This is a genomic window from Falsiroseomonas stagni DSM 19981 (assembly GCF_900114315.1).
Lineage (GTDB): Bacteria > Pseudomonadota > Alphaproteobacteria > Acetobacterales > Acetobacteraceae > Falsiroseomonas > Falsiroseomonas stagni.
Map to the genome: position 1 here is coordinate 1 of NZ_FOSQ01000003.1, position 18,940 is coordinate 18,940.

Here is an 18,940-nt window from a genome sequence, read left to right on the forward strand (position 1 = left end):
GCCATCACCACCACCCAGATCGCCGGCCTCACCTCCACCCAGGTCAGCGGCCTCACCACCACCCAGGTCGCCGCGCTCACCACCACCCAGGTCGAGGGCCTCACCTCCACGCAGCTCCGTGGCCTCACCACCAACCAGATGGCGTCGCTGACCACCACACAGATCGGCGCGCTGAACACGACGCAGATCGGCGGGCTGGGCACCACCCAGATCCGCGGGATGGAGACCACCGACCTCGCGGCGCTGACCACCACCCAGGTGGGCGCGCTGACGACGACCCAGCTGGGCGCGCTCACCTCCGCGCAGGTAACGGGGCTCACCACCACCAGCCTCGGCGCGCTGGCGACGACCCAGGTGGTGGGCTTCGGCACCAGCCAGATCCGCGGCCTCACCACCACCCAGGTCACGGCCCTGACCAGCACGTCCATCACCGCGCTGACCACGACCCAGATGCTCGGCTTCACCACCACGCAGCTGGCGGCCCTGACCACGACCCAGATCGCGGGGCTGGAGACGACGGACATCGCCGCCCTGACCAACGCTCAGGTCAGCGGCTTCACCACCACGCAGATCGGCGCGATGACCACCGGCCAGTACAACGCGCTGTTCATGTAGCCAGCGGGATCAGGGCACGATCCGTCCAACCGGACGGATCGCCCCCTCAGGTGCCGCAGAAGGTCGCGAGGACCCGTTCCTCCGCCCTCGGCGGCAGCTGGAACCGCTCCGCCCCGGGCTGGTCCTCATAGGGGCTGGCCAGGACAGCGAGCAGTTCCTCGAAGGGGCGAAGATCCTCGCGCTCCACAGCCGCCACGATCACCGCCTCCATCTGATGGTTGCGCGGGATGAAAGCGGGGTTGGCGCGGTGCATGGCGGCACGGCGCGCCTCGGGCGATTGCGGGTCCGCGTCCAGCCGCGCCCGCCAGCGCGCCAGCCAGGCGTCGAGCGGCGCGGGGTCGGCGAACAGCGCGCGCAGCGCCCCGTCATCACCCAGCGCGCGGAAGGCCAGGGTGAAATCCGCCCCCGCCTCGGCCATCAGGGTGAGAAAATCCTGGGCGAGATCGGCATCGCCCTCCTGCACCGAGGACAACCCGATCTTCCGCGCCAGCCCGCCGAGATAGGCCGCCTGGAAGGCCGGGCCGAAGCCCGTCAGCGCCTGCTTCGCCACCCCCAGCGCCGGCTCCTCCTCCGGCGCCAGCAGCGGCAACAGCGTCTCCGCCAGGCGGGTCAGGTTCCACTGCGCGATGCGCGGCTGGTTGCCATAGGCGTAGCGGGCGCCGTGATCGATGGAGCTGAACACCGCGCCGGGATCATAGGCATCCATGAAGGCGCAGGGGCCGTAGTCGATCGTCTCCCCCGCCACGCTCATATTGTCGGTGTTCATCACGCCATGGATGAACCCCACCAGCAGCCACTGCGCCACCAGCGCCGCCTGCCGCGCCACCACGCCGTCCAGGAAGGCGCGATACGGATTCTCGTCAGTCGCTGCCTCGGGATAGTGCCGCGCAATGGCATGGTCGGCGAGGATGCGGATCCCCTCGATGTCGCCCCGCGCCGCGAAATACTGGAAGGTGCCGACGCGGATGTGGCTGGACGCCACGCGCGTCACGATCGCGCCGGGCAGCGCCGTCTCCCGGAACACATCCTCCCCCGTCGTCACCGCCGCCAGCGCGCGCGTGGTCGGGATGCCGAGCGCATGCATCGCCTCGCTCACCAGGTATTCCCGCAGCACCGGCCCCAGCGCCGCCCGCCCATCGCCGCGGCGGGAGAAGGGCGTCGGCCCCGATCCCTTCAGCTGGATGTCGCGGCGGCGCCCATCCGGCCCCACCACCTCCCCCAGCAGGATCGCGCGCCCATCGCCGAGCTGCGGCGTGAAATGCCCGAACTGGTGGCCCGCATAGGCGGCCGCGAGCGGCGCCGCGCCGTCGGGCACCGCATTCCCCGCCAGCACCGCCACGCCGGCCTCCGATTCCAGCGCGGCGGGGTCCAGCCCCAGTTCCCGCGCCAAGGCGTGGTTCACCCTGATGAGGCGCGGTGCCGCCACCGGCGTCGGGTCCAGCCGCGCATGGAAACGCGCAGGCAGGCGGGCATAGCTGTTGTCGAAGGTGAAGGCGGGGGTCGTGCTCATCCCCGCCACATCGTCCCCCGCGTGCCCCGCGACAAGCCCGCCCGGCTTCCACCCGCGCCGGCCAGGGTCGAGTATGGCGCATGCCCCGCGCCCCCTACCCCCATGCCGCGCTCCGCCGGCTGCTGCACCCCGCCTCCATCGCCATCATCGGCGCCTCCCCGCGGCAAGGCTCCTTCGGCCTGCGCACGCTCCGCAACCTCCGCGGCTTCGGCGGCGCCATCCACCCGGTGAACCCCCGCTACGATTCGATCGAGGGCACCCCCTGCTTCCCCGCCCTCGCCGCCCTGCCATCGGTCCCGGATTGCGCCATCGTCGCGCTGGGTCGCGACCAGGCGGAGGCCACCATCGCGGATTGCATCGCGGCCGGTGTCGGCGGCGTCATCCTCTACGCCTCCGGCTATGCGGAGACGCGCAAGCCCGACCTCATCGCGCAGCAGGCGCGCCTGGCGGCGATGGTGGAGGGCACCGGCACCCGCCTCCTCGGCCCCAACTGCCTGGGCGCCACCAACTACGCCATCGGCGCGCGGATGATGTTCGGCCGCATGCCCGAACCGCGCGTGCCAGGAACCCAAGGCGGGGACGCGGCCGCCATCGGCATCGTCACCCAATCCGGCTCCGTCAGCATGGCGCTCGCCCAGGCGATGGAGCGCGGCGTCACCGTCAGCCACGCCATCCCCGTCGGCAACGCCGCCGATGTCGGCATCGCCGACCTCATCGCCTACCTCGCGGAAGACGAGACCTGCCGCGCCATCGCCGCCGTCTTCGAAGGCGTCGAGCACCCGCGCCAGCTCGCCGAGGCCGCCGCCATCGCCGCCCGCGCCGGCAAGCCCCTCGTCATCCACAAGATGGCCGCGAGCGAGGCGGGGGCGGAGGCCGCGCTCTCCCACACCGGGGCGCTGGCCGGCAACCACGCCGCCTATCGCGCGATCCTCGAGGCCGAGGGCGCGGTGATGGTCGACAGCCTCGACGCCGTCATGGAGACCGCGCGCTTCCTCGCCAAGGCCGGCTCTCCGCGCGGGCGCGGCGCCGGAATCGTCCTCGCCTCCGGCGGCTTCGGCGTCGCGGCGGCGGATGCGGCGGCGGCGCAGGGCGTTCCCCTCCCCCAGCCCGAGGGCACCACCGCCGACATACTCCGCGCCCATGTCCCCGAATTCGGCGCCGCGCGGAATCCCTGCGACGTCACCGCCATGGCGCTGAACGATGGCACCGCCTTCGAGGCCTCGGCCGGGGCCTTCCTGGCCGATCCCGCCTATGCCTGCCTGATGGTCATCTACCCCTATGCCGATGCCTTCGGCGCCACGCGCTTCGAATCCTGGCGCCGCCTCGCCGCCCGCCACGGCAAGCCCATCTGCTGCTACTGGGCGAGCGAATGGCTGGAGGGCGAGGGCGTGCTGCGGCTGGAGGCCGAGCCCGGCATCGCCACCTTCCGCACCCTGCCGCGCCTCTTCGCCGCCATCGCCGCCTGGCTGAAGCGCGACGCGGCGCTTTCCCAGCCCGCCACCATCGCCCCCACCCCAGCCCCGATCCGCGACGCCACCGCCGCCGCGCTCCGCGCATCCCCGGACCGCGTGGTGGCGGAGCGTGCGGCCAAGGCCCTTCTGGCCCCCTACGGCATCCCCGTGGTGCCCGAGCGCCTGGTCCGCACCGCCGCCGAGGCCGCCGCCGCCGCCCGCGACGTCGGCTTCCCCGTCGCGCTGAAGGCCGAAAGCCCCGACATCCCCCACAAGACGGAAGCCGGCGTCATCCGCCTGAACCTCACCGACACCGCCCAGGTCGAGGCCGCCTTCGACGCCGTCATGCACAAGGCCCTCGCCGTCACCACCGCCGACCGCATCGCCGGCATGCTCGTCCAGCCCATGCTGCCCCGCGGGCTGGAGATGCTGATGGGTGCGCGCATCGACCCGACCTTCGGTCCCCTCGTCGCCTTCGGCTTCGGCGGCGTGATGGCGGAGCTGCTGCGCGACACCGCGCTCCTCCCCGCCCCCTTCACCCCAGCCGCGGCCGACTCAGCGCTGCGCCGCCTCAGGGGCGCCGCCCTCCTCGACGGCTTCCGCGGCGCCCCCGCCACCGACGTGACGGCATTGGCGAACATCCTCTCGGACTTCTCCCGCTTCGTCGCCGACCATGCCGATACGATCGAGGAGATCGACGTGAATCCCCTGATCTGCACGGGCGGATCCATCACCGCCGTCGATGCGCTGATCGTCCGGCGCGCCTGACCGTCACGCGGCCGGGACCGCCGGGCGCGCCTCATCCGCCGGCGGCTTTTCTTCCGCCGCCTGCAGGGTGATCGTGATGACCGCGCCCTGCGCATCGTTGCGCGCCTCAATGCTGCCGCCCATCGACCGCACCAGGCCGTAGCAGATGGACAGGCCGAGCCCCGTGCCGCGGTCCGGCCCCTTGGTGGTGACGAAGGGCTCGAACAGCTGCCCCATCACCGCTGCCGGGATGCCGCCGCCGGTATCGGCCACCACCAGCCGCACCATCGCCCCCGCCTCCCCGCCCGCCACCGGCTCGGCGGCAATCCTGATGCGTCGCGCCACGCCCGCCGGCAGCGCGGCCAGCGCGTCGCGCGCGTTCAGCAGCAGGTTGGACAGCACCTGTTCGAGCAGGATCGCCTGTGCCCGCACCACCGGCGGTGGATCGCCCAACGCCACCTCGACGCAGACCGAGGCATTGCGAAGCGTGAAGCGCATGAGTTCCAGCGCCCCCGCCACCGCATCGGCCAGCTTCACCGGGCCCAGCACCTCATCCGCTTCGGCACCCCGCGCGAAGCGCCGCAGCCGGTCGATCAGCGAGGCCGTGCGCTGCGACTGCTCCACGATGGTGTCGAGCCGCCGGTCAGCCTCCGCCCCATCCTGCCGCGCCAGCGCCACCTGCGCGATGTCCGCGGCCAGGGAGATGGCTTGCAGCGGCTGCTTCAGCTCATGCGCCAACCCGGCCGCCATCTCCCCCAGGGAGGCCAGCCTGGCCGCCGACAGGGACTGCGCCCGCGCCTCCCGCATCGCGGTGATATCCAGGGTGTATCCCACGATTTCGACCATACCGTCCGGCCGTTTGCCCAGGACCCGGACCAGCGACTGCATCCAGCGCCACGTCCCATCGGGCTGCAACATGCGCCATTCATAGCTGCCTTGCCCGTCACGCAGCATCTGCGGCAGAAGCTCCCTCAGCTTGGGGTCCCCAGGCTTGGAGTAGGCGCTCATATCGTCCAGCGAGACCAGCTTGGCCGCCGGCCATCCCGTCACCGCCTCAAAGTCCCCGCCGCGATACAGCAGACGCAGCGCACCGCCCGCGTCCACCTCGCGCAGGAAGATAACGGCCGGAAGCCCGCCGAGCAGGCGTTCGATCCCCGCCCGCCCGGTGCTGGCCGCCGCGGCCTCCCCCTCCGCCCGCAATTGCTGCATGCGTTCGATGGCGACCGACAGCGCCATGAAGGGCACCGCGGTGCTCAAGACGACAATCGCCAGCACGGTGAGGATGTCGATGGTGAAGGGCGCCTCCAGGCCCAGCTGCACCAGGCGCAGCACCGGCAGCAGCGCGATGCCGCCGATCACCAGGCTCAGCGTTTTCGCGCTGGGCAGCGACAATTCCCCCGCGACCCGCCACAGCTCCCGCGCCGTCGACGCCAGCAGGACCAGGATGACTGGCCACAGCAGCAGCTGCCGGACCAGGCGATCGTGGAGGAACCACGGCAGCGTGCAGGCCAGCAGCCAGACCACAGCCGGCAGTATCGCGAACCAGACCGGCGTCGGGGCGCCACGCAAGCGTCGCGCGCCCAGCCAGAGCAGGCCGAGCGCCAGCACCTGCGCCCCATTTGCGCCGACCACCGCGACCAACTCGGGCACGGTCCCGCCGCGCGTGGCCTGGAGGAAGCAGGCCAACGCCTGCGCCGCGGAACAACCCAGCCAGGCCCGCCGGCAGGGCAGGTCATGCTCGCGCCGCAGCGTGACATCCGCCAGCACGGTCGCCAGCGCGCCGACCACCGCACTCACCAGAAGGGCCGTGGGGATATCGAGGGTGGGGATCATGCCGCCGAACCTGGGGCCGACGCGCTGCCATGGGAAGCGAGGCGACACCCCGAATCACCGCAATCCCCACAAGTGGCCAAGTCTTCACAATCGCGTGTGAGACGACATCGGCCGGCGACGGGGAAGCGGCCGCGGCCAGTCCTTGCGGAAGACCAGCCCCGGCGCCGCGCTTACATCCCCGCCGCCGCCAGCCCGATCAGCGCCGCCCCCGCGACGCCGAGCATGGTGAAGGTCAGCCCCATGCCCAAGGACCGCCACGTCATCACCTCCGGCTCGCGGGAGATGCCGAAGGCGTGCAGCGCGCGTCCCGCCAGCAGCACCACCCCCAGCACATGCAGCGCCCAGCCCGGCAGGCCATTCGCCTCGCACAGTGCCATCAGCACCAGCGCCAGCGGCGCGTATTCCGCGAAGTTCCCATGCGCCCGCACCGCGCGTTCCACCAGGCGATGCGGCGTGCCCAGCGCCACCCGGTAGGCGTGCCGCTGCTTCACCACCCGCAGCGACAGATAGACGAACCCGAAGGCGATCAGCCCCGCATAGAAGGCCGTGACCGGCAGCATCACGATGTCTCCCTGATATCGGCCCGCTGGCCGCCCGTCATGCGCAGCAGCGCCTCGGCCGTCGTCTCGAACACATGCAGGGGCGAACCCGCCGCGGCCCAGACCCTGTCCAGCGCGAACAGATCATCATCCACCAGCACCACCGGCGGCGACAGATGCGCGATGGGCGCGACGCCGCCGATGGCGAAGCCGGTCACGTCCCGCACCCATCCCCCATCCGCGCGTTTCACGTGAAACCCTGTCGCGGCGGCCACCTTGCCCATGTCCACGCGATTGGCGCCGGATGCGATCACCAGCATCGCCCGCGACCCCGCCCCTTCCCCTGGCCGGAAGATGATGGATTTCGCGATCTGCGCGACATCGCAGCCCACCGCGGCGGCCGCATCCGCCGCACTCCGCGTGCCCTCCGGAAAGGCCTGGATCGTGTCGGCATGCCCCGCCGCCGCCAGCGCCGCCCTCACCCGTTCGACCGATCCGCCCGACATCGCCCCCCCATCCGCTTTGACGCGGGCCACCACCGACCTCGCCACGCCGGCCCGGGACCGCCATATACGCGCCTGCCCGATCCACGGAACCCGATGCGCGAACCCCTCGCCCTCTACATCCACTGGCCCTTCTGCGCCGCCAAGTGCCCTTATTGCGACTTCAACAGCCATGTCCGCGACCGCATCGACCAGGCCGGCTTCGCCGCCGCCCTCCGCCAGGAACTGAAGCGGGAGGCCGATCGCGCCGGCCGCCGCCCGCTGGCCAGCATCTTCTTCGGCGGCGGCACGCCGAGCCTCATGGCCCCCTCCACCGCCGCCGCCCTGATCGAGGACGCGACCCGCCTCTTCGACCCCCTGCCGGACATCGAGATCACGCTGGAGGCCAACCCCACCAGCGTGGAGCTGGCAAAACTGCGGGATTTCCGCGCCGCCGGCATCAACCGCGCCTCCCTCGGCGTGCAGGCCCTGGACCCCGCCGCGCTGGCCTTCCTCGGCCGCAAGCATGACACGCGGGAGGCCATTGCCGCCCTGGAAGCCGCGCGCGAAACCTTCCCGCGCCTCAGCTTTGACCTGATCTATGCCCGCCCCGGCCAGCAGGAAGCCGCCTGGCGCGCGGAGCTCCGCCAAGCCCTTGCCCTGGCCGCCGACCATCTCTCGCTCTACCAGCTCACCATCGAACCCGGCACGCAATTCGCCACCCTGTTCGGCCGCGGCGCCTTCACCCTGCCGGAGGGCGAGGAGGCCGAGCGCCTCTATACCGCCACCGCGGAGGAAGCCGCCGGTTTCGGCCTTCGCGCCTATGAGATCTCCAACTACGCGAAGCCCGGCGCGGAAAGCCGCCACAACCTCGCCTATTGGCGATACGGCGACTACCTCGGCATCGGCGCCGGCGCGCATCAACGCCTGTCCTTCCCCGATGGCACGCTGCGCGCCGCACGCCGCCATCGCGCGCCGGAGGAATGGCTGGCGCGGGTGCGGCGCGACGGCCATGCGGTGGTGGAGGAGGAAGCACTCAGCCCCCGCGACCGCGCCCGCGAAGCGCTTCTCATGGGGCTCCGCCTGCATGAGGGGATCGACCCCGCCCGCATCGAATCCCGCAGCACCCTGCCCTTCGACGATTGCGTGGATCGCCGCGCGCTGGACGGGCTGGCGGAGGAGGGGCTGCTCGAATGGCGGGCAGATGGACGCCTGGCCGCGACGGCGGATGGGTTGTTGAGGCTGGACGCGCTGCTGCCGGTGTTGTTGCGTTAGCGGATGCGATCATCGACGCGACAATCGGCCCGCAGGGGGGCTCCGCCCCCCTGCACCAACGGTCAACGCGGGGGGGCTCTGCCCCCCCGCCCCCCCCGCCAGGGTCCAGCGGGACCCTGGACCGCGGGATTGTTCATTGATGATGGTCCAGGGGGGTCTCCCCCCTGGCATGGGGGGTGCGGGGGGAACAGCGTTCCCCCCGCCTCATCCTAAACCCCCATGCGGACCGCCTTCCTCGGCGCCTACGGCTACGGCAACCTCGGCGACGAGCTCTGCCTGATCGAGGCCCTGCAATCCTTCCCCACCGCCGACGCCCACGCCTTCTCCGTCAACCCCGGCTGGACGCTCCGCTGTGTCCCCGGCCTCGCCGGCTGCTTCCCGGACGGGGAGGCGATGCTGGCCCTGAACCCCGCCCGCATCGTCTTCGGCGGCGGCATGTTCGGCGTGGTCGATGCCTTCCGCTACTGGATGCCCTTCCTGGCCCGCGCGATGCAGGCCGGGGCGGCCATCCACTTCCACAACCTCGGCGTCGCCTGGCTGCTGAAGGACCGAAGCTGGCTCGACGCCACCGCCCACCAGGTCTTCGCCAACCTCGCCAGCCTCTCGGTGCGCGATCCGCTCTCCGCCGAACGCCTGGCGGAAGCGGGGCTGGCCCGCCTGCCGCGCCTGACCTTCTTCCCCGAAACCGGCATCGCCCCCGATCCCGACCTGGCCGAGGCGCTGCTCGGGCCGCGCCGGCCAGGCGCACCGACGCTGCTCGGCCTCTCCATCATCCCCTCCCCCACCATGCGCGCCTGCCTGACGCATGACGCGCCGCGGGTGCGCGCGGTGCTGGCGGAATTCGCCGGCCACGCCGTGGTTCCCATCGTCAGCACCGTCCATATCGACAGCGTGGAGGAGGATGACCTGACCGGCGCCGCCGACTTCATCCGCGAATTCCTGCCAGACGCCCCCATCGCCGCGCCGCTGCTGCTGGACCGGAGCCATTGGCAGGCGGAGATGACGCCGCGGCGCCTGAAGGGGCTGATCGCGCGCTGCGACGTGCTGGTGACGCAACGCAAGCACAACGCCATCCACGCCATCGGCGCGGGGGTGCGCGTCATCGGCCTGCACCCGCTGATCGACAACAGCCTGCGCCGCACCTTCGTGACGCTGGCGAACGACCTGCCGCCAGGGTCGCGTTGCGTGGGGCTGGATGAGGTTCCACCGCCGGAGCCGGCAAGCGAATGAGGGCACTGCCGATACCGGGAAGGCTACGCCTTCCCCACCCCCAAAACCCGGGTTCCAAGGGCCCGCTGGCCCTTGGCGGAGGGTCGAAGGGGGGCGGAGCCCCCTTGCATCGCCGGCTGGCGCAACGCCCCCCCCACGCCGTCTGGAAGTCACCATGACCCAGACCCTCCTGATCGCTGAACGGCCATTCAGGGAACTCCGCTCCCGCGCCATCCTCCTCCCCTTGCCCAAGGCGATCGGGGCGGACAGGCCGGTCCTCGTCGCCACCCAGGCCATCCGCACGCCCCCCGCCTTCACCCCCGTGCCGCCGAAGCCGGATGTGGTCGCGCTCGGCGTCACCCGCGTGATCCTGGCCGGCGTGTTCGAGGATCGCCCCACCCTCAACCGCGCCCTCGCCCTCGCCGCCCGCGCCGTCGCCGCCGGCGCCACGCTGGAGGCGCGCGGCCTCACGCTGGAACGCTCCGCCGCCAGGCGCGACCCGCCCCGGGGGGTGGAGGTGCTGGACCACGCCACGGTGATCGAGGCACGGGACCATCACACCGCCAACACCCTGCTGGTCTGGCGCGTCGCGGCACCGCTGCGCGTCAATTTCTACGCGGAGCGGGAGGGGCCCGCCGACCCCGCGCTGCTGGAGGGCCTGCCCCCCGGCCCGCTGCTCGGCCTGTCCCTGCTCGGCGCGCCGGAGATGCGCGCCACCTGGCGAGCGCGGCTGCCGGAACTGGCGGCCTGGCTGGCGCCGATGCGCGACTGGCCCATCCTGCCCCTGCCCGCCAATGCGGCGGAGGGTGAGGGCGACGACTATGCCGGCAGCATCGCCTTCGCCCAGGCCCTGCTGCCCAATTCCCCCATCCTGCTGCCCCAGCTGGCCGATCCCGTGGAACGGCGACGGCAACTCACCGCCGGCCGGATGCGGGCGCTGGCCGGCCGTTGCGGCGCGGTGATCACCAACCAGGACCTGGTGGCGGCGATCGCCGCCACGGCCGGGGTGCCCGTGGCGGGGATGGTGCTGGGGCGGGACCGGCGGATCGTCGCCTGCATGACCACGCTGGCGAACCAGATGGTCCCGGGCAGCCTGCTGATCTATCCGCCACACCCGGTCTGAGGGGCGTGAATCCGCTGGCACCCTGCCGCTTGTTGCTGGTATGTTCTGACCATCGCCGGCGAAGCCACGCCGCCCGACCACCCCGCGAAAACGGTGCTAAATTCACTAAAACGGGTAAATCGGCTTAGGACTACAGCGGCTTTATTCCGCATCGCGGGACAGTTCGAGTGCCCTGGCATAGACCTGCTTGCGCGGCAGCCCCGTCGCCGCCGCCACCATCGCCGCGGCATCCCGCAGGCTCTGCCCCGCCATGGCGGCGCGAAGCTGGGTGTCGAGGTCCTCGGCCCCCGTCGTCTCCTCCGGCGCCGGCCCGACCACCAGGCAGATCTCGCCGCGTGCCTCCGCGGTCGCGTAGTGGGCGGCGAGGTCGGCCAGCGTGCCGCGCCGCACCTCCTCGAACCGTTTCGTGAGTTCGCGGGCCACGGCGGCGGGGCGGTCGGGGCCGAGCCCCTCGGCCAGCGCGGCCAGCGCCTCGGCCAGCCGATGCGGGGCTTCGTGCAGCACGATGGTGGCGGAAAGCCCGGCGCGCTCCGCCGCCCGGTGCCGGGCGATGGCGGCGGCACGGGGGCCGTCCTTCACGGGCAGGAAGCCCAGGAACACGAATGGGTGTGGCGGCAGGCCGGACAGCGTCAGCGCCACCACCGCCGCGTTGGGCCCGGGAACCGCCGTGACCGGCACGCCCGCCTCGATCGCCGCCCGCACCAGCCGGTAGCCGGGGTCGGAGACCAGCGGCGTGCCGGCGTCGGAGGCCAGGGCCAACTTCTCCCCCCGCGCGATCCTGTCCAGGATTCGGGGAATCATCTCCGCTTCGTTGTAGTCATGCAGTGGCACCAAGGCCGCGGAGACGCCATAACGCTGCAACAGATGGCCTGTTACCCTCGTGTCCTCGCAGAGCACGGCGTCCACCCCGCCCAGCACCGCGAGAGCCCGGGGCGACAGGTCGCCAAGATTGCCGATCGGCGTCGCCACCAGGGAAAGCCCGTCCGGTGCTTCCCGGGCGGCCTCCCGGTTCGTCGCCCGCTCTGGAGGGTCACCGCTTGCCACTTCGTTCCGCCCCTCAGCCGCAAGACCGCCCCGAGGCGGGTGCCCCGGCACCCCGCCGCCTCTTGGGCAGCATCGCCGTCGTCGCCCTTCTGGGCATGGCGGCCTGCGCGCCGCAACCCCCGCGCCCGGCCTTCATCGGCATCGCCCCCCCGATCGGCGGCGCGCCCGTGGTGGCCGCGCCCGTCGGGCCGCAGCGCGCGGCCATGCTGCTGCCGCTGACGGGCCCGCAGGCGCCGCTCGGCCAGGCCATGCTGAATGCCGGCACGATGGCCCTGTTCGATGAGGCGCCGCAGGGCGTGGAGATCGCGCCGCGCGACACCGGCGGCACGCCCCAGGGCGCCGCCGCCGCCGCCCGCGCCGCCATCGCGGACGGCGCCCGCATCATCATCGGCCCGCTGACGAGTGCAGAGGCCGCCGCCGTCGCGGAACCCGCCCGCGCCGCGGGGGTGCCGGTGCTGGCCTTCACCAATGACGCGCAGCGCGCCGGCGGCGGCACCTGGGTGCTCGGCATCACGCCGCAGCAGCAGGTCCGCCGCGTGGTGGCGGCCGCCGCGCAGCAGGGGGCGCAGCGCTTCGCCCTCGGCGCGCCGGACAATGAATTCGGCCGGTCCCTGGCCTCGGCGCTGCGCGGCGCGGTCGCCGAACTCGGCCTGCCCGCGCCCAGCATCGCGCTGCACCCCGCCGCGGCGGAACCGGGCATGGCCGCCTCCGGCGCCCGCGTCTCCGCCGCCCGGGCGGATGCGGTGCTGATCGGGGAGGCCGGCGAACGCGCCCGCCGCTTCGCCGCCACCTGGGTGGCCGAAGCCGGGGAGACGCCGCCCCGCCTGCTCGGCACCTCGCTCTGGCTGCAGGATGGCGCGGTCCGCAACGAACCAGCCCTGGCTGGCGCCTGGTTCGCGGGGCCGGACGGCCGGACCCGCGCGCGGTTCGAGGCCCGCTACCGCGACGCCTTCCGCGAAACGCCGCCCCGCGTCGCCGCCACCGCCTATGACGCGGCGGCGATCGCGGTCCGCGCGTTGCGCCAGGGTGCGTCGCCGGCGCAGGTGACGGCGGTGGAGGGTTTCGCCGGCGCCGATGGCCCGGTGCGGCTGCTGCCGGAAGGCCAGACGCTGCGGGGCCTCGCCCTCTATGCCGTCTCGGCCGGCGCGGATCCGGTGCAGGTCGAACCCGCGCCGCTGCCCGGCGCCCCGGGCAGCTGACGCCGGCCGCCATGCCGCTTTCCACGGGCCGCGTGCTGGCTGCCGCCGGGCTGATCGGCGGCGTGCCGGCCACCGCCCTCGGCTTGCTGATGGCGACCGGATCACTGGCCCCGCTGCCCGGCATGGCGGCGCTCGGGGCGACGGCGGCGGCCTCCCTCATCCTCACCCGCATCTGGCTCGGCAACCTCCGCCAACTGTCGGAGGCGCTCCGCCAGGCGGCGGATGACCATGGCCAGGTGCCGGCGCTGGAAGGCCCGCTGCTGCTGCCCTCCATCGCCGAGATCGGGGAGACGGCGCGCCGCCTGGCCCGCGCCCTCGGCACCCAGGCGGAGCAGCTGGCCCGGCTGCGGCAGGCGGATGCCGCCATCATCGAACGCCTGCCGGACCCGCTGGTCGTGCTGGATGAGGGGGGGCAGCCCCTGCGGGCCAATGGCGCGGCGCGGACGCTGTTCGGCGCGGCCCAGGGCGGCGACCTCTCGGCCCTGCTCCGCCACCCCGCGCTGGCGGAAGCCGTGGCGGCCGCCCGGGCCGATGGCGTGCCCCGCCGGGCCGATATCGCCCTGCCCGTGCCGGTGGCGCGGGAATTGACGGTGCATGCGGTGCCGCTGGAGCCCCCGCTTTCCGATGGCGGGCGCCTGCTGCTGCTGCTGTCGGACCGCACGCGGGACCGGGCGGTGGAACGGATGCGCGCCGATTTCGTCGCCAATGCCAGCCACGAACTCCGCACGCCGCTGGCCAGTGTCATCGGCTTCATCGATACGCTGCGCGGCCCGGCGAAGGATGACCCGGAGGCGCAGGCCCGCTTCCTCGGCATCATGGCGGACCAGGCGGACCGCATGCGGCGCCTGATCGACGACCTGCTCGGCCTGTCGCGGATCGAGATCACGGAACACCAGCCGCCGACCGGCCGGGTGGACCTGGCCGCGCTGGCGGCGGCGGAGGCGGAGGCGATGGGCCCGATCCTGGCCCAGCGGGGTGCGACGGTGGCGCTGGCGCTGGCGCCCGGCACGGTGGCGGCGCCGGCCGATGCCGGCCAGATCGGCCAGGTGCTGCGGAACCTGCTGGAGAATGCGGCGCGCTATGGGCGGGAGGGCGGGACCATCCGCCTGTCCGTCGCGCCGGCGGAGACCGGCGCCACCCGCTGGCCAGGCCGGGCCGGCGTGGTGCTGTCCGTGGCGGATGAGGGCCCGGGCATCGCCCGGCACCACATCCCGCGCCTGACGGAGCGCTTCTACCGCGTCGATCGCGGCCGCGGGCGCAGCATCGGCGGCACGGGTCTTGGCCTCGCCATCGTCAAGCACATCGTCAACCGCCATCGTGGCGTGCTGCTGATCGAGAGCGAGGAAGGGGTCGGGTCCACCTTCCGGGTCTGGCTGCCGGCCGAAAACTAGAGGGATAGCGGTTCGGATGGGACCATCCGAACCACGTCCTGGACCGGAGCCGAGGAGTTGTAGAGGAGGGTCAGCGTTCAGGCGAACGCTGATCGTACTCCGGCGTCGCCTGAACCATGAGTGGCGCCGAAGCGGGGCCTCGGCGTCGGATGGGCCATCTGGCTGCGGCCCGGCCGGGCGCGACCGCCCGGCCTGGGTCCGTGCTACAAGACGAAGTCGCTTTCGCTCAGCCTGCCGTTGCCGTTCACGATGATCTCGATATCGGCGGTGCCATTGCCGTCGAAGTCGAGCTGGACGGTCTTGAAGCCGCTGCCATTGGTGTAGCGGACCTCGGCGTCACCACTCGGCGTGAAGGCCGCGGTGCCCTTGAACGAGCCGCCGTTTGTGATGGTGCTGAAGTCGATCTTGTCGACGCCGCGCTGGAAATCGCGGATGACGTCCGCGTCACCAACGCGCGATTCGCCTGTGGTCAAATAGTAGAAGACGTCAGCGCCGGCGCCGCCGAACAGCACATCCTCGCCGCCACCACCATGCAGCGAATCCGCACCATTGCCACCGAAGATCGTATCGGCGCCGTCGGACGCGTTGGCGGTGCGACTGAAAATGTCGCTGCCGGTGATGACATCGTCGCCATAGACCTTGTCGCTGCCAACGCCGCCCTGCACGGCGTCGCCGTTGTCGCCACCATGCAACACGTCGTTGTCCGCGCCGCCAGTCATGCTGTCCGCGCCGACGCCACCATAGAGCAGGTCGCTGCCGGCACCGCCGTCCATCCCGTCGTTGCCAGCATCGCCGCGCATCGTGTCATTGCCGGCTTCGCCCTCCATGCGGTCGTCGCCGTCGCCACCATCTACGCGGTCATTGTCTGCACCTGCGGAGATCGTATCCGCGCCGGCGCCACCGAACAGCTGGTCATTGCCCGCGCCGCCGGACAGGCGGTCATGGCCGTCTTCGCCGAACAGACGGTCATTGCCTGCACCGCCGTTGAGGACGTCCAACCCGCCCCCGCCACGCAGGGCGTCATCGCCGTCATCGCCGTTCAGCACATCATTGCCGAGGCCGCCGAACAGCTGATCGTTGCCCGAACCGCCGCTCAGAACATCGTCACCGTCGAGACCGAAGATGCGCTCGTCGCCCAGCGTACCGACAATCGTGTTGGCGCCAGCGGTGCCAACCATCCGCCAACTTCCTGACATCGAAACGATCCCTGTTCGTCAATTGCTGCTTCTCGCAATAACTCACTTGTGTACCAAACGTAAACTTTGTTCTTCGTCGTCGAGATTGATGCGCAGCACGGTGTGTGGCGCAGAACACAGGCGCCCCTGATCAACGGGTCGGTTGGCAAGGCTGGACAGACGATCGCGCACAACATGCCGTCACGCTCGACAAACCCACGCTTGCGCCGTCGCCAGAAGCCAGCCCAACACCACCCCGGCGTTAGGGCCTGTGGACCCTTGAATGCAGGGACGCTCGGCGGTGCCTTTCCGCGTCTGACGGAGCGCTTCTACTGCGTGGATCGAGGCCGCGGCCGCAACATCGGTGGCACCGGCCTCGGCCTCGCCATCGTCAAGCACATCGTGAACCGCCACCGCGGCGTGCTGCTGATCGAGAGCGAGGAAGGAGTGGGCTCCACCTTCCGGGTCTGGCTGCCGGCCGAAAGCTAGAGGGATATCGGTTCGGATCGGATCATCCGAACTCATGTCCTGGCCCGGAGCCAGGGAATTCCAGGGCGCGCGCCGCGTTCAGGCGAACGCTGATCCTGCTCTGGCGCCGACGGGACCATGGGTGGCGCCGAAGCGAGGCCTCGGCGCCGTATGGGCCATCTGGCTTAGACCCGGCCGGGCGCGAAGGCCCGGCCGGGATTGGTTCTACAGCAGGAAGTCGCCCGCGCTCAGGCTGCGGTTGCCGTTCACGATGATCTCGATATCGGCGGTGCCATTGCCGTCGAAGTCGAGCTGGACGGTCTTGAAGCCGCTGCCATTGGTGTAGCGGACCTCGGCGTCACCACTCGGCGTGAAGGCTGCGGTGCCCTTGAACGTGCCGCCGTCTGTGATGAAGCTGAAGTCGATCTTGTCGACGCCGCGCTCGAAGTCGCGGATGACGTCCGCGTCACCAACGGACGATTCGCCTGTGATCGCATAGTAGAAGACGTCAGCGCCGGCGCCGCCGAACAGCACATCCTTGCCGCCACCACCATGCAGCGAATCCGCACCATTGCCACCGAAGATCGTATCGGTGCCGTCGGACGCGTTGGCGAGGTTACTGAAAACGTCGCTGCCGGAGATGACATCGTCGCCATCGTCGCCATAGACCTTGTCGCTGCCAACGCCGCCCTGCATGACGTCGCCGTTGTCGCCACCATGCAACACGTCGTTGTCCGCGGCGCCAGTCATGGTGTCCGCGCCGACGCCACCATAGAGCAGGTCGCTGCCGCCACCGCCGTGCATCAAGTCGTTGCCCGCATCGCCGCGCATCGTGTCGTTGCCGGCTTCGCCCTCCATGCGGTCGTTGCCGTCGCCACCATCTGCGCGGTCATTGTCTGCACCTGAGGAGATCGTATCCGCGCCGGCGCCACCGAACAGCTGGTCATTGCCCGCGCCGCCGAACAGGAGGTCATTGCCGTCTTCGCCGAACAGACGGTCATTGCCTGCACCGCCGTTGAGGACGTCGAACCCGTCCCCGCCACGCAGGACGTCATCGCCGTCATCGCCGTTCAGCACATCGTTGCCGAGGCCACCGAACAGCTGATCGTTGCCCGAACCGCCGCTCAGGAAGTCGTCACCGCCGAGACCGAAAATGCGTTCGTCGCCCAGCGCACCGACAATCGTGTTGGCGCCAGCGGTGCCAACGATCCGCAAACTTCCTGACATCGCAACAATCCTTAATGGTTAATGGTCGCTTAACGAAATAACCTGCTTTCGCACCAAACGTAAACTTTGTTCTTCGCTGTCGAGATTGATACGCAGCACGGTGTGTGGCGCAGGACACAGGCGTCCCTGATCAACGGGTCGGTTGGCAATGCTGGACAGGCGATCGCGCGCAGTATGCCGTCACGCTCGACAAACGCGCGCTTGCGCAGTCGCCAGAAGCCGGCCCAACGCCATCCCTGCGTTAGGGCCTGTGGGCACTTGAATGCAGGCGCACTCAGCGGTGTCTTTCCGCGTCTGACGGAGCGCCTCTGCCGCGTTGATCGCGACCGCGGCCGGACGATCGGCGGCACCGGCCTCGGCCTCGTCAAGCATATCGTCAACCGCCCCCGCGGCGTGCTGCTGGTCGAGAACGAGGAAGGGCTCGGGTCCAGCTTCCGGGTCTGGCTGCCGGCGGAGGCATCCGCTGGAAACCAACAAGGAGATCCCGGCGCTGCCGCCGGGCTTCCCCCATCGGTTCGGAGAGGCCGCCGCGATGCGGCGGCCCGCCGTGTCAGACGGAGAAGATGAAGTCGGAAAGCGTCAGCCGCATCCCGCCATTGACGCGGACCTCGAAGTCCACATCCCCGTTGCCCGTCACGTCCACCTGATAGGTCAGGAAGCCGGCGCCGACGTCGAAGCGGACCTGCGGCGTGCCGGGGGAGGTGAAGGCCGCCTCATCGATCAGCGCCAGCCCGAAGGTGAAGTCGGCGATGTGGATCTTGTCCACGCCGCGCTGGAAGTCGCGGATCGTGTCGACGTTGCCGGGCGCCGAATCGGCAATGCCATCGAAGTAGAACACATCCGCGCCGGCACCGCCCAAGAGCTGGTCCGCGCCGTCATCGCCCTGGAGGGTATCGGCACCCGCATCGCCGAACAGCGTGTCGGCGCCGCCCACGCCCGTGACGGTGGCGTTGCCGTCGCCGACGACGAGGTCATTGCCAGCACCACCATACAGCTTGTCGGAGCCGCCCTCGCCGCGAACCGTGTCGTTGCCGGCATCGCCATAGGCCGTGTCGTTGTTCGCGCCGCCGAGGACGCTGTCGAAGCCGTCGCCACCGTAGAGGAGGTCGTTGCCGGAGCCGGCGTTCAGCAGGTCGTTGCCGCCACCGCCGCGAAGCGTGTCTAGGCCCGCGGCGCCCGTGAGGAAGTCATTGCCGTCCTCGCCGTCCATGCGGTCATTGCCATCACCGCCGTTGATGGAGTCGGCGCCGGTGCCGCCGAACATGGCGTCGTTGCCATCGTCGCCGGCCATGGCGTCATTGCCGTCACCGCCGAATAGGCGGTCATCGCCGCCTTCACCGGCAATCACGTCGTCGCCGGCCTCGCCGCGAATGGAGTCGTTGCCGAGGCCGCCGAGCAGGAAGTCGATGCCAAGGCCGCCGAAGATCTGGTCGCTGCCGGCGCCGCCCTGGATGAAGTCGTCGCCGTCGAAGCCGAAGATCTGCTGGGCGAAGCTTGCGCCGCTGAGGGTGTTGGCGCCAGCGGTGCCAATGAGGCGCGGAAGAGTGGCCATGGTTGCGGTTTCCGTTTGTTGCGCTGATGGGCAACCGTATCAAGCGCGCCGACACTTCGCAAATTTTCATTTAATGGCGGCGCTTTTCGCAAAAATCATC

General features: G+C 71.1%; 15 protein-coding genes and 1 pseudogene. 8 read left to right on the top strand and 8 right to left on the bottom strand.

The window, feature by feature from the left end:
- The coding region (locus tag BM041_RS31225) for a hypothetical protein (RefSeq protein ID WP_456303957.1) at positions 1–615 on the top strand (615 nt) is incomplete at its 5' end.
- A gap of 46 nt (positions 616–661) precedes the next feature.
- On the opposite strand, the gene BM041_RS10225 is transcribed toward BM041_RS31225, so the two are convergent.
- Positions 662–2,125, bottom strand: coding sequence for a protein adenylyltransferase SelO (locus BM041_RS10225; RefSeq protein ID WP_092959056.1), 1,464 nt, complete (start codon positions 2,123–2,125; stop codon positions 662–664).
- Between the two features lie 80 nt (positions 2,126–2,205).
- On the opposite strand from BM041_RS10225, the gene BM041_RS10230 reads away from it, so the two are divergent.
- The gene (locus tag BM041_RS10230) at positions 2,206–4,344 is read left to right on the top strand and encodes an acetate--CoA ligase family protein (protein WP_092959058.1); all 2,139 of its coding nucleotides are present in this window, start codon (positions 2,206–2,208) and stop codon (positions 4,342–4,344) included.
- A gap of 3 nt (positions 4,345–4,347) precedes the next feature.
- Here BM041_RS10230 and BM041_RS10235 read toward each other — a convergent pair whose 3' ends face one another.
- The 3 genes from BM041_RS10235 to BM041_RS10245 all read right to left on the bottom strand — a co-directional run bounded on the left by BM041_RS10235 (position 4,348) and on the right by BM041_RS10245 (position 7,201).
- Complete coding sequence (locus BM041_RS10235; protein ID WP_092959060.1) at positions 4,348–6,156, bottom strand: ATP-binding protein; 1,809 nt, start codon at positions 6,154–6,156, stop codon at positions 4,348–4,350.
- Positions 6,157–6,326: 170 nt separating this feature from the next.
- A complete protein-coding gene (locus BM041_RS10240; protein ID WP_217648676.1) occupies positions 6,327–6,716 on the bottom strand; it encodes an MAPEG family protein in 390 nt (129 codons plus the stop codon).
- Positions 6,716–7,201: a YbaK/EbsC family protein gene (locus BM041_RS10245; protein ID WP_092959064.1), complete on the bottom strand. Its 486-nt coding sequence runs from the start codon at positions 7,199–7,201 to the stop codon at positions 6,716–6,718. The genes BM041_RS10240 and BM041_RS10245 overlap by 1 nt, the downstream gene beginning before the upstream one ends.
- A gap of 93 nt (positions 7,202–7,294) precedes the next feature.
- Between BM041_RS10245 and hemW the strand changes: the two genes are divergently transcribed.
- The 3 genes from hemW to BM041_RS10260 all read left to right on the top strand — a co-directional run bounded on the left by hemW (position 7,295) and on the right by BM041_RS10260 (position 10,784).
- Positions 7,295–8,452: a radical SAM family heme chaperone HemW gene (hemW, locus tag BM041_RS10250; RefSeq protein WP_092959066.1), complete on the top strand. Its 1,158-nt coding sequence runs from the start codon at positions 7,295–7,297 to the stop codon at positions 8,450–8,452.
- 219 nt (positions 8,453–8,671) lie between these two features.
- Entirely contained in the window at positions 8,672–9,682 is a 1,011-nt protein-coding gene (locus BM041_RS10255; protein ID WP_092959068.1) for a polysaccharide pyruvyl transferase family protein, read from the top strand.
- A gap of 154 nt (positions 9,683–9,836) precedes the next feature.
- On the top strand, positions 9,837–10,784 hold the full coding sequence (locus BM041_RS10260) for a hypothetical protein (RefSeq protein ID WP_092959070.1): 948 nt from the start codon (positions 9,837–9,839) through the stop codon (positions 10,782–10,784).
- A gap of 141 nt (positions 10,785–10,925) precedes the next feature.
- Here BM041_RS10260 and rsmI read toward each other — a convergent pair whose 3' ends face one another.
- Complete coding sequence (gene rsmI / locus BM041_RS10265; protein WP_092959072.1) at positions 10,926–11,828, bottom strand: 16S rRNA (cytidine(1402)-2'-O)-methyltransferase; 903 nt, start codon at positions 11,826–11,828, stop codon at positions 10,926–10,928.
- Positions 11,829–11,890: 62 nt separating this feature from the next.
- On the opposite strand from rsmI, the gene BM041_RS10270 reads away from it, so the two are divergent.
- Both BM041_RS10270 and BM041_RS31790 read left to right on the top strand, forming a co-directional pair.
- Positions 11,891–13,027 carry a penicillin-binding protein activator gene (locus BM041_RS10270; protein ID WP_092959074.1) on the top strand — a complete coding sequence of 379 codons (1,137 nt, stop codon included), beginning with the start codon at positions 11,891–11,893 and terminating at the stop codon, positions 13,025–13,027.
- A gap of 11 nt (positions 13,028–13,038) precedes the next feature.
- Positions 13,039–14,418, top strand: a complete 1,380-nt coding sequence (locus BM041_RS31790) for an ATP-binding protein (protein WP_092959076.1) — start codon at positions 13,039–13,041, stop codon at positions 14,416–14,418.
- A gap of 203 nt (positions 14,419–14,621) precedes the next feature.
- Here BM041_RS31790 and BM041_RS10280 read toward each other — a convergent pair whose 3' ends face one another.
- Positions 14,622–15,596, bottom strand: coding sequence for a calcium-binding protein (locus BM041_RS10280; RefSeq protein ID WP_175533857.1), 975 nt, complete (start codon positions 15,594–15,596; stop codon positions 14,622–14,624).
- A 306-nt stretch (positions 15,597–15,902) separates the two neighbouring features.
- Between BM041_RS10280 and BM041_RS29930 the strand changes: the two are divergent.
- Positions 15,903–16,082 (top strand): annotated as a pseudogene (locus tag BM041_RS29930) (ATP-binding protein); the annotation flags it as partial.
- A gap of 204 nt (positions 16,083–16,286) precedes the next feature.
- Here the strand turns inward: BM041_RS29930 and BM041_RS31795 are convergent.
- Together BM041_RS31795 and BM041_RS10295 are read right to left on the bottom strand one after the other, a co-directional pair.
- The gene (locus BM041_RS31795; RefSeq protein ID WP_092959080.1) at positions 16,287–17,288 is read right to left on the bottom strand and encodes a calcium-binding protein; all 1,002 of its coding nucleotides are present in this window, start codon (positions 17,286–17,288) and stop codon (positions 16,287–16,289) included.
- Between the two features lie 550 nt (positions 17,289–17,838).
- The gene (locus tag BM041_RS10295) at positions 17,839–18,840 is read right to left on the bottom strand and encodes a calcium-binding protein (protein ID WP_092959082.1); all 1,002 of its coding nucleotides are present in this window, start codon (positions 18,838–18,840) and stop codon (positions 17,839–17,841) included.
- Positions 18,841–18,940: the final 100 nt, after the last annotated feature.

Bases quoted from the DNA above. Each gene is read 5' to 3' on its own strand.
- BM041_RS10225 (WP_092959056.1), bottom strand. From the start codon at position 2,125: ATGAGCACGACCCCCGCCTTCACCTTCGACAACAGCTATGCCCGCCTG.
- BM041_RS10230 (WP_092959058.1), top strand. From the start codon at position 2,206: ATGCCCCGCGCCCCCTACCCCCATGCCGCGCTCCGCCGGCTGCTGCAC.
- BM041_RS10235 (WP_092959060.1), bottom strand. From the start codon at position 6,156: ATGATCCCCACCCTCGATATCCCCACGGCCCTTCTGGTGAGTGCGGTG.
- BM041_RS10240 (WP_217648676.1), bottom strand. From the start codon at position 6,716: ATGCTGCCGGTCACGGCCTTCTATGCGGGGCTGATCGCCTTCGGGTTC.
- BM041_RS10245 (WP_092959064.1), bottom strand. From the start codon at position 7,201: ATGTCGGGCGGATCGGTCGAACGGGTGAGGGCGGCGCTGGCGGCGGCG.
- hemW (WP_092959066.1), top strand. From the start codon at position 7,295: ATGCGCGAACCCCTCGCCCTCTACATCCACTGGCCCTTCTGCGCCGCC.
- BM041_RS10255 (WP_092959068.1), top strand. From the start codon at position 8,672: ATGCGGACCGCCTTCCTCGGCGCCTACGGCTACGGCAACCTCGGCGAC.
- BM041_RS10260 (WP_092959070.1), top strand. From the start codon at position 9,837: ATGACCCAGACCCTCCTGATCGCTGAACGGCCATTCAGGGAACTCCGC.
- BM041_RS31790 (WP_092959076.1), top strand. From the start codon at position 13,039: ATGCCGCTTTCCACGGGCCGCGTGCTGGCTGCCGCCGGGCTGATCGGC.
- BM041_RS10280 (WP_175533857.1), bottom strand. From the start codon at position 15,596: ATGGTTGGCACCGCTGGCGCCAACACGATTGTCGGTACGCTGGGCGAC.
- BM041_RS31795 (WP_092959080.1), bottom strand. From the start codon at position 17,288: ATGTCAGGAAGTTTGCGGATCGTTGGCACCGCTGGCGCCAACACGATT.
- BM041_RS10295 (WP_092959082.1), bottom strand. From the start codon at position 18,840: ATGGCCACTCTTCCGCGCCTCATTGGCACCGCTGGCGCCAACACCCTC.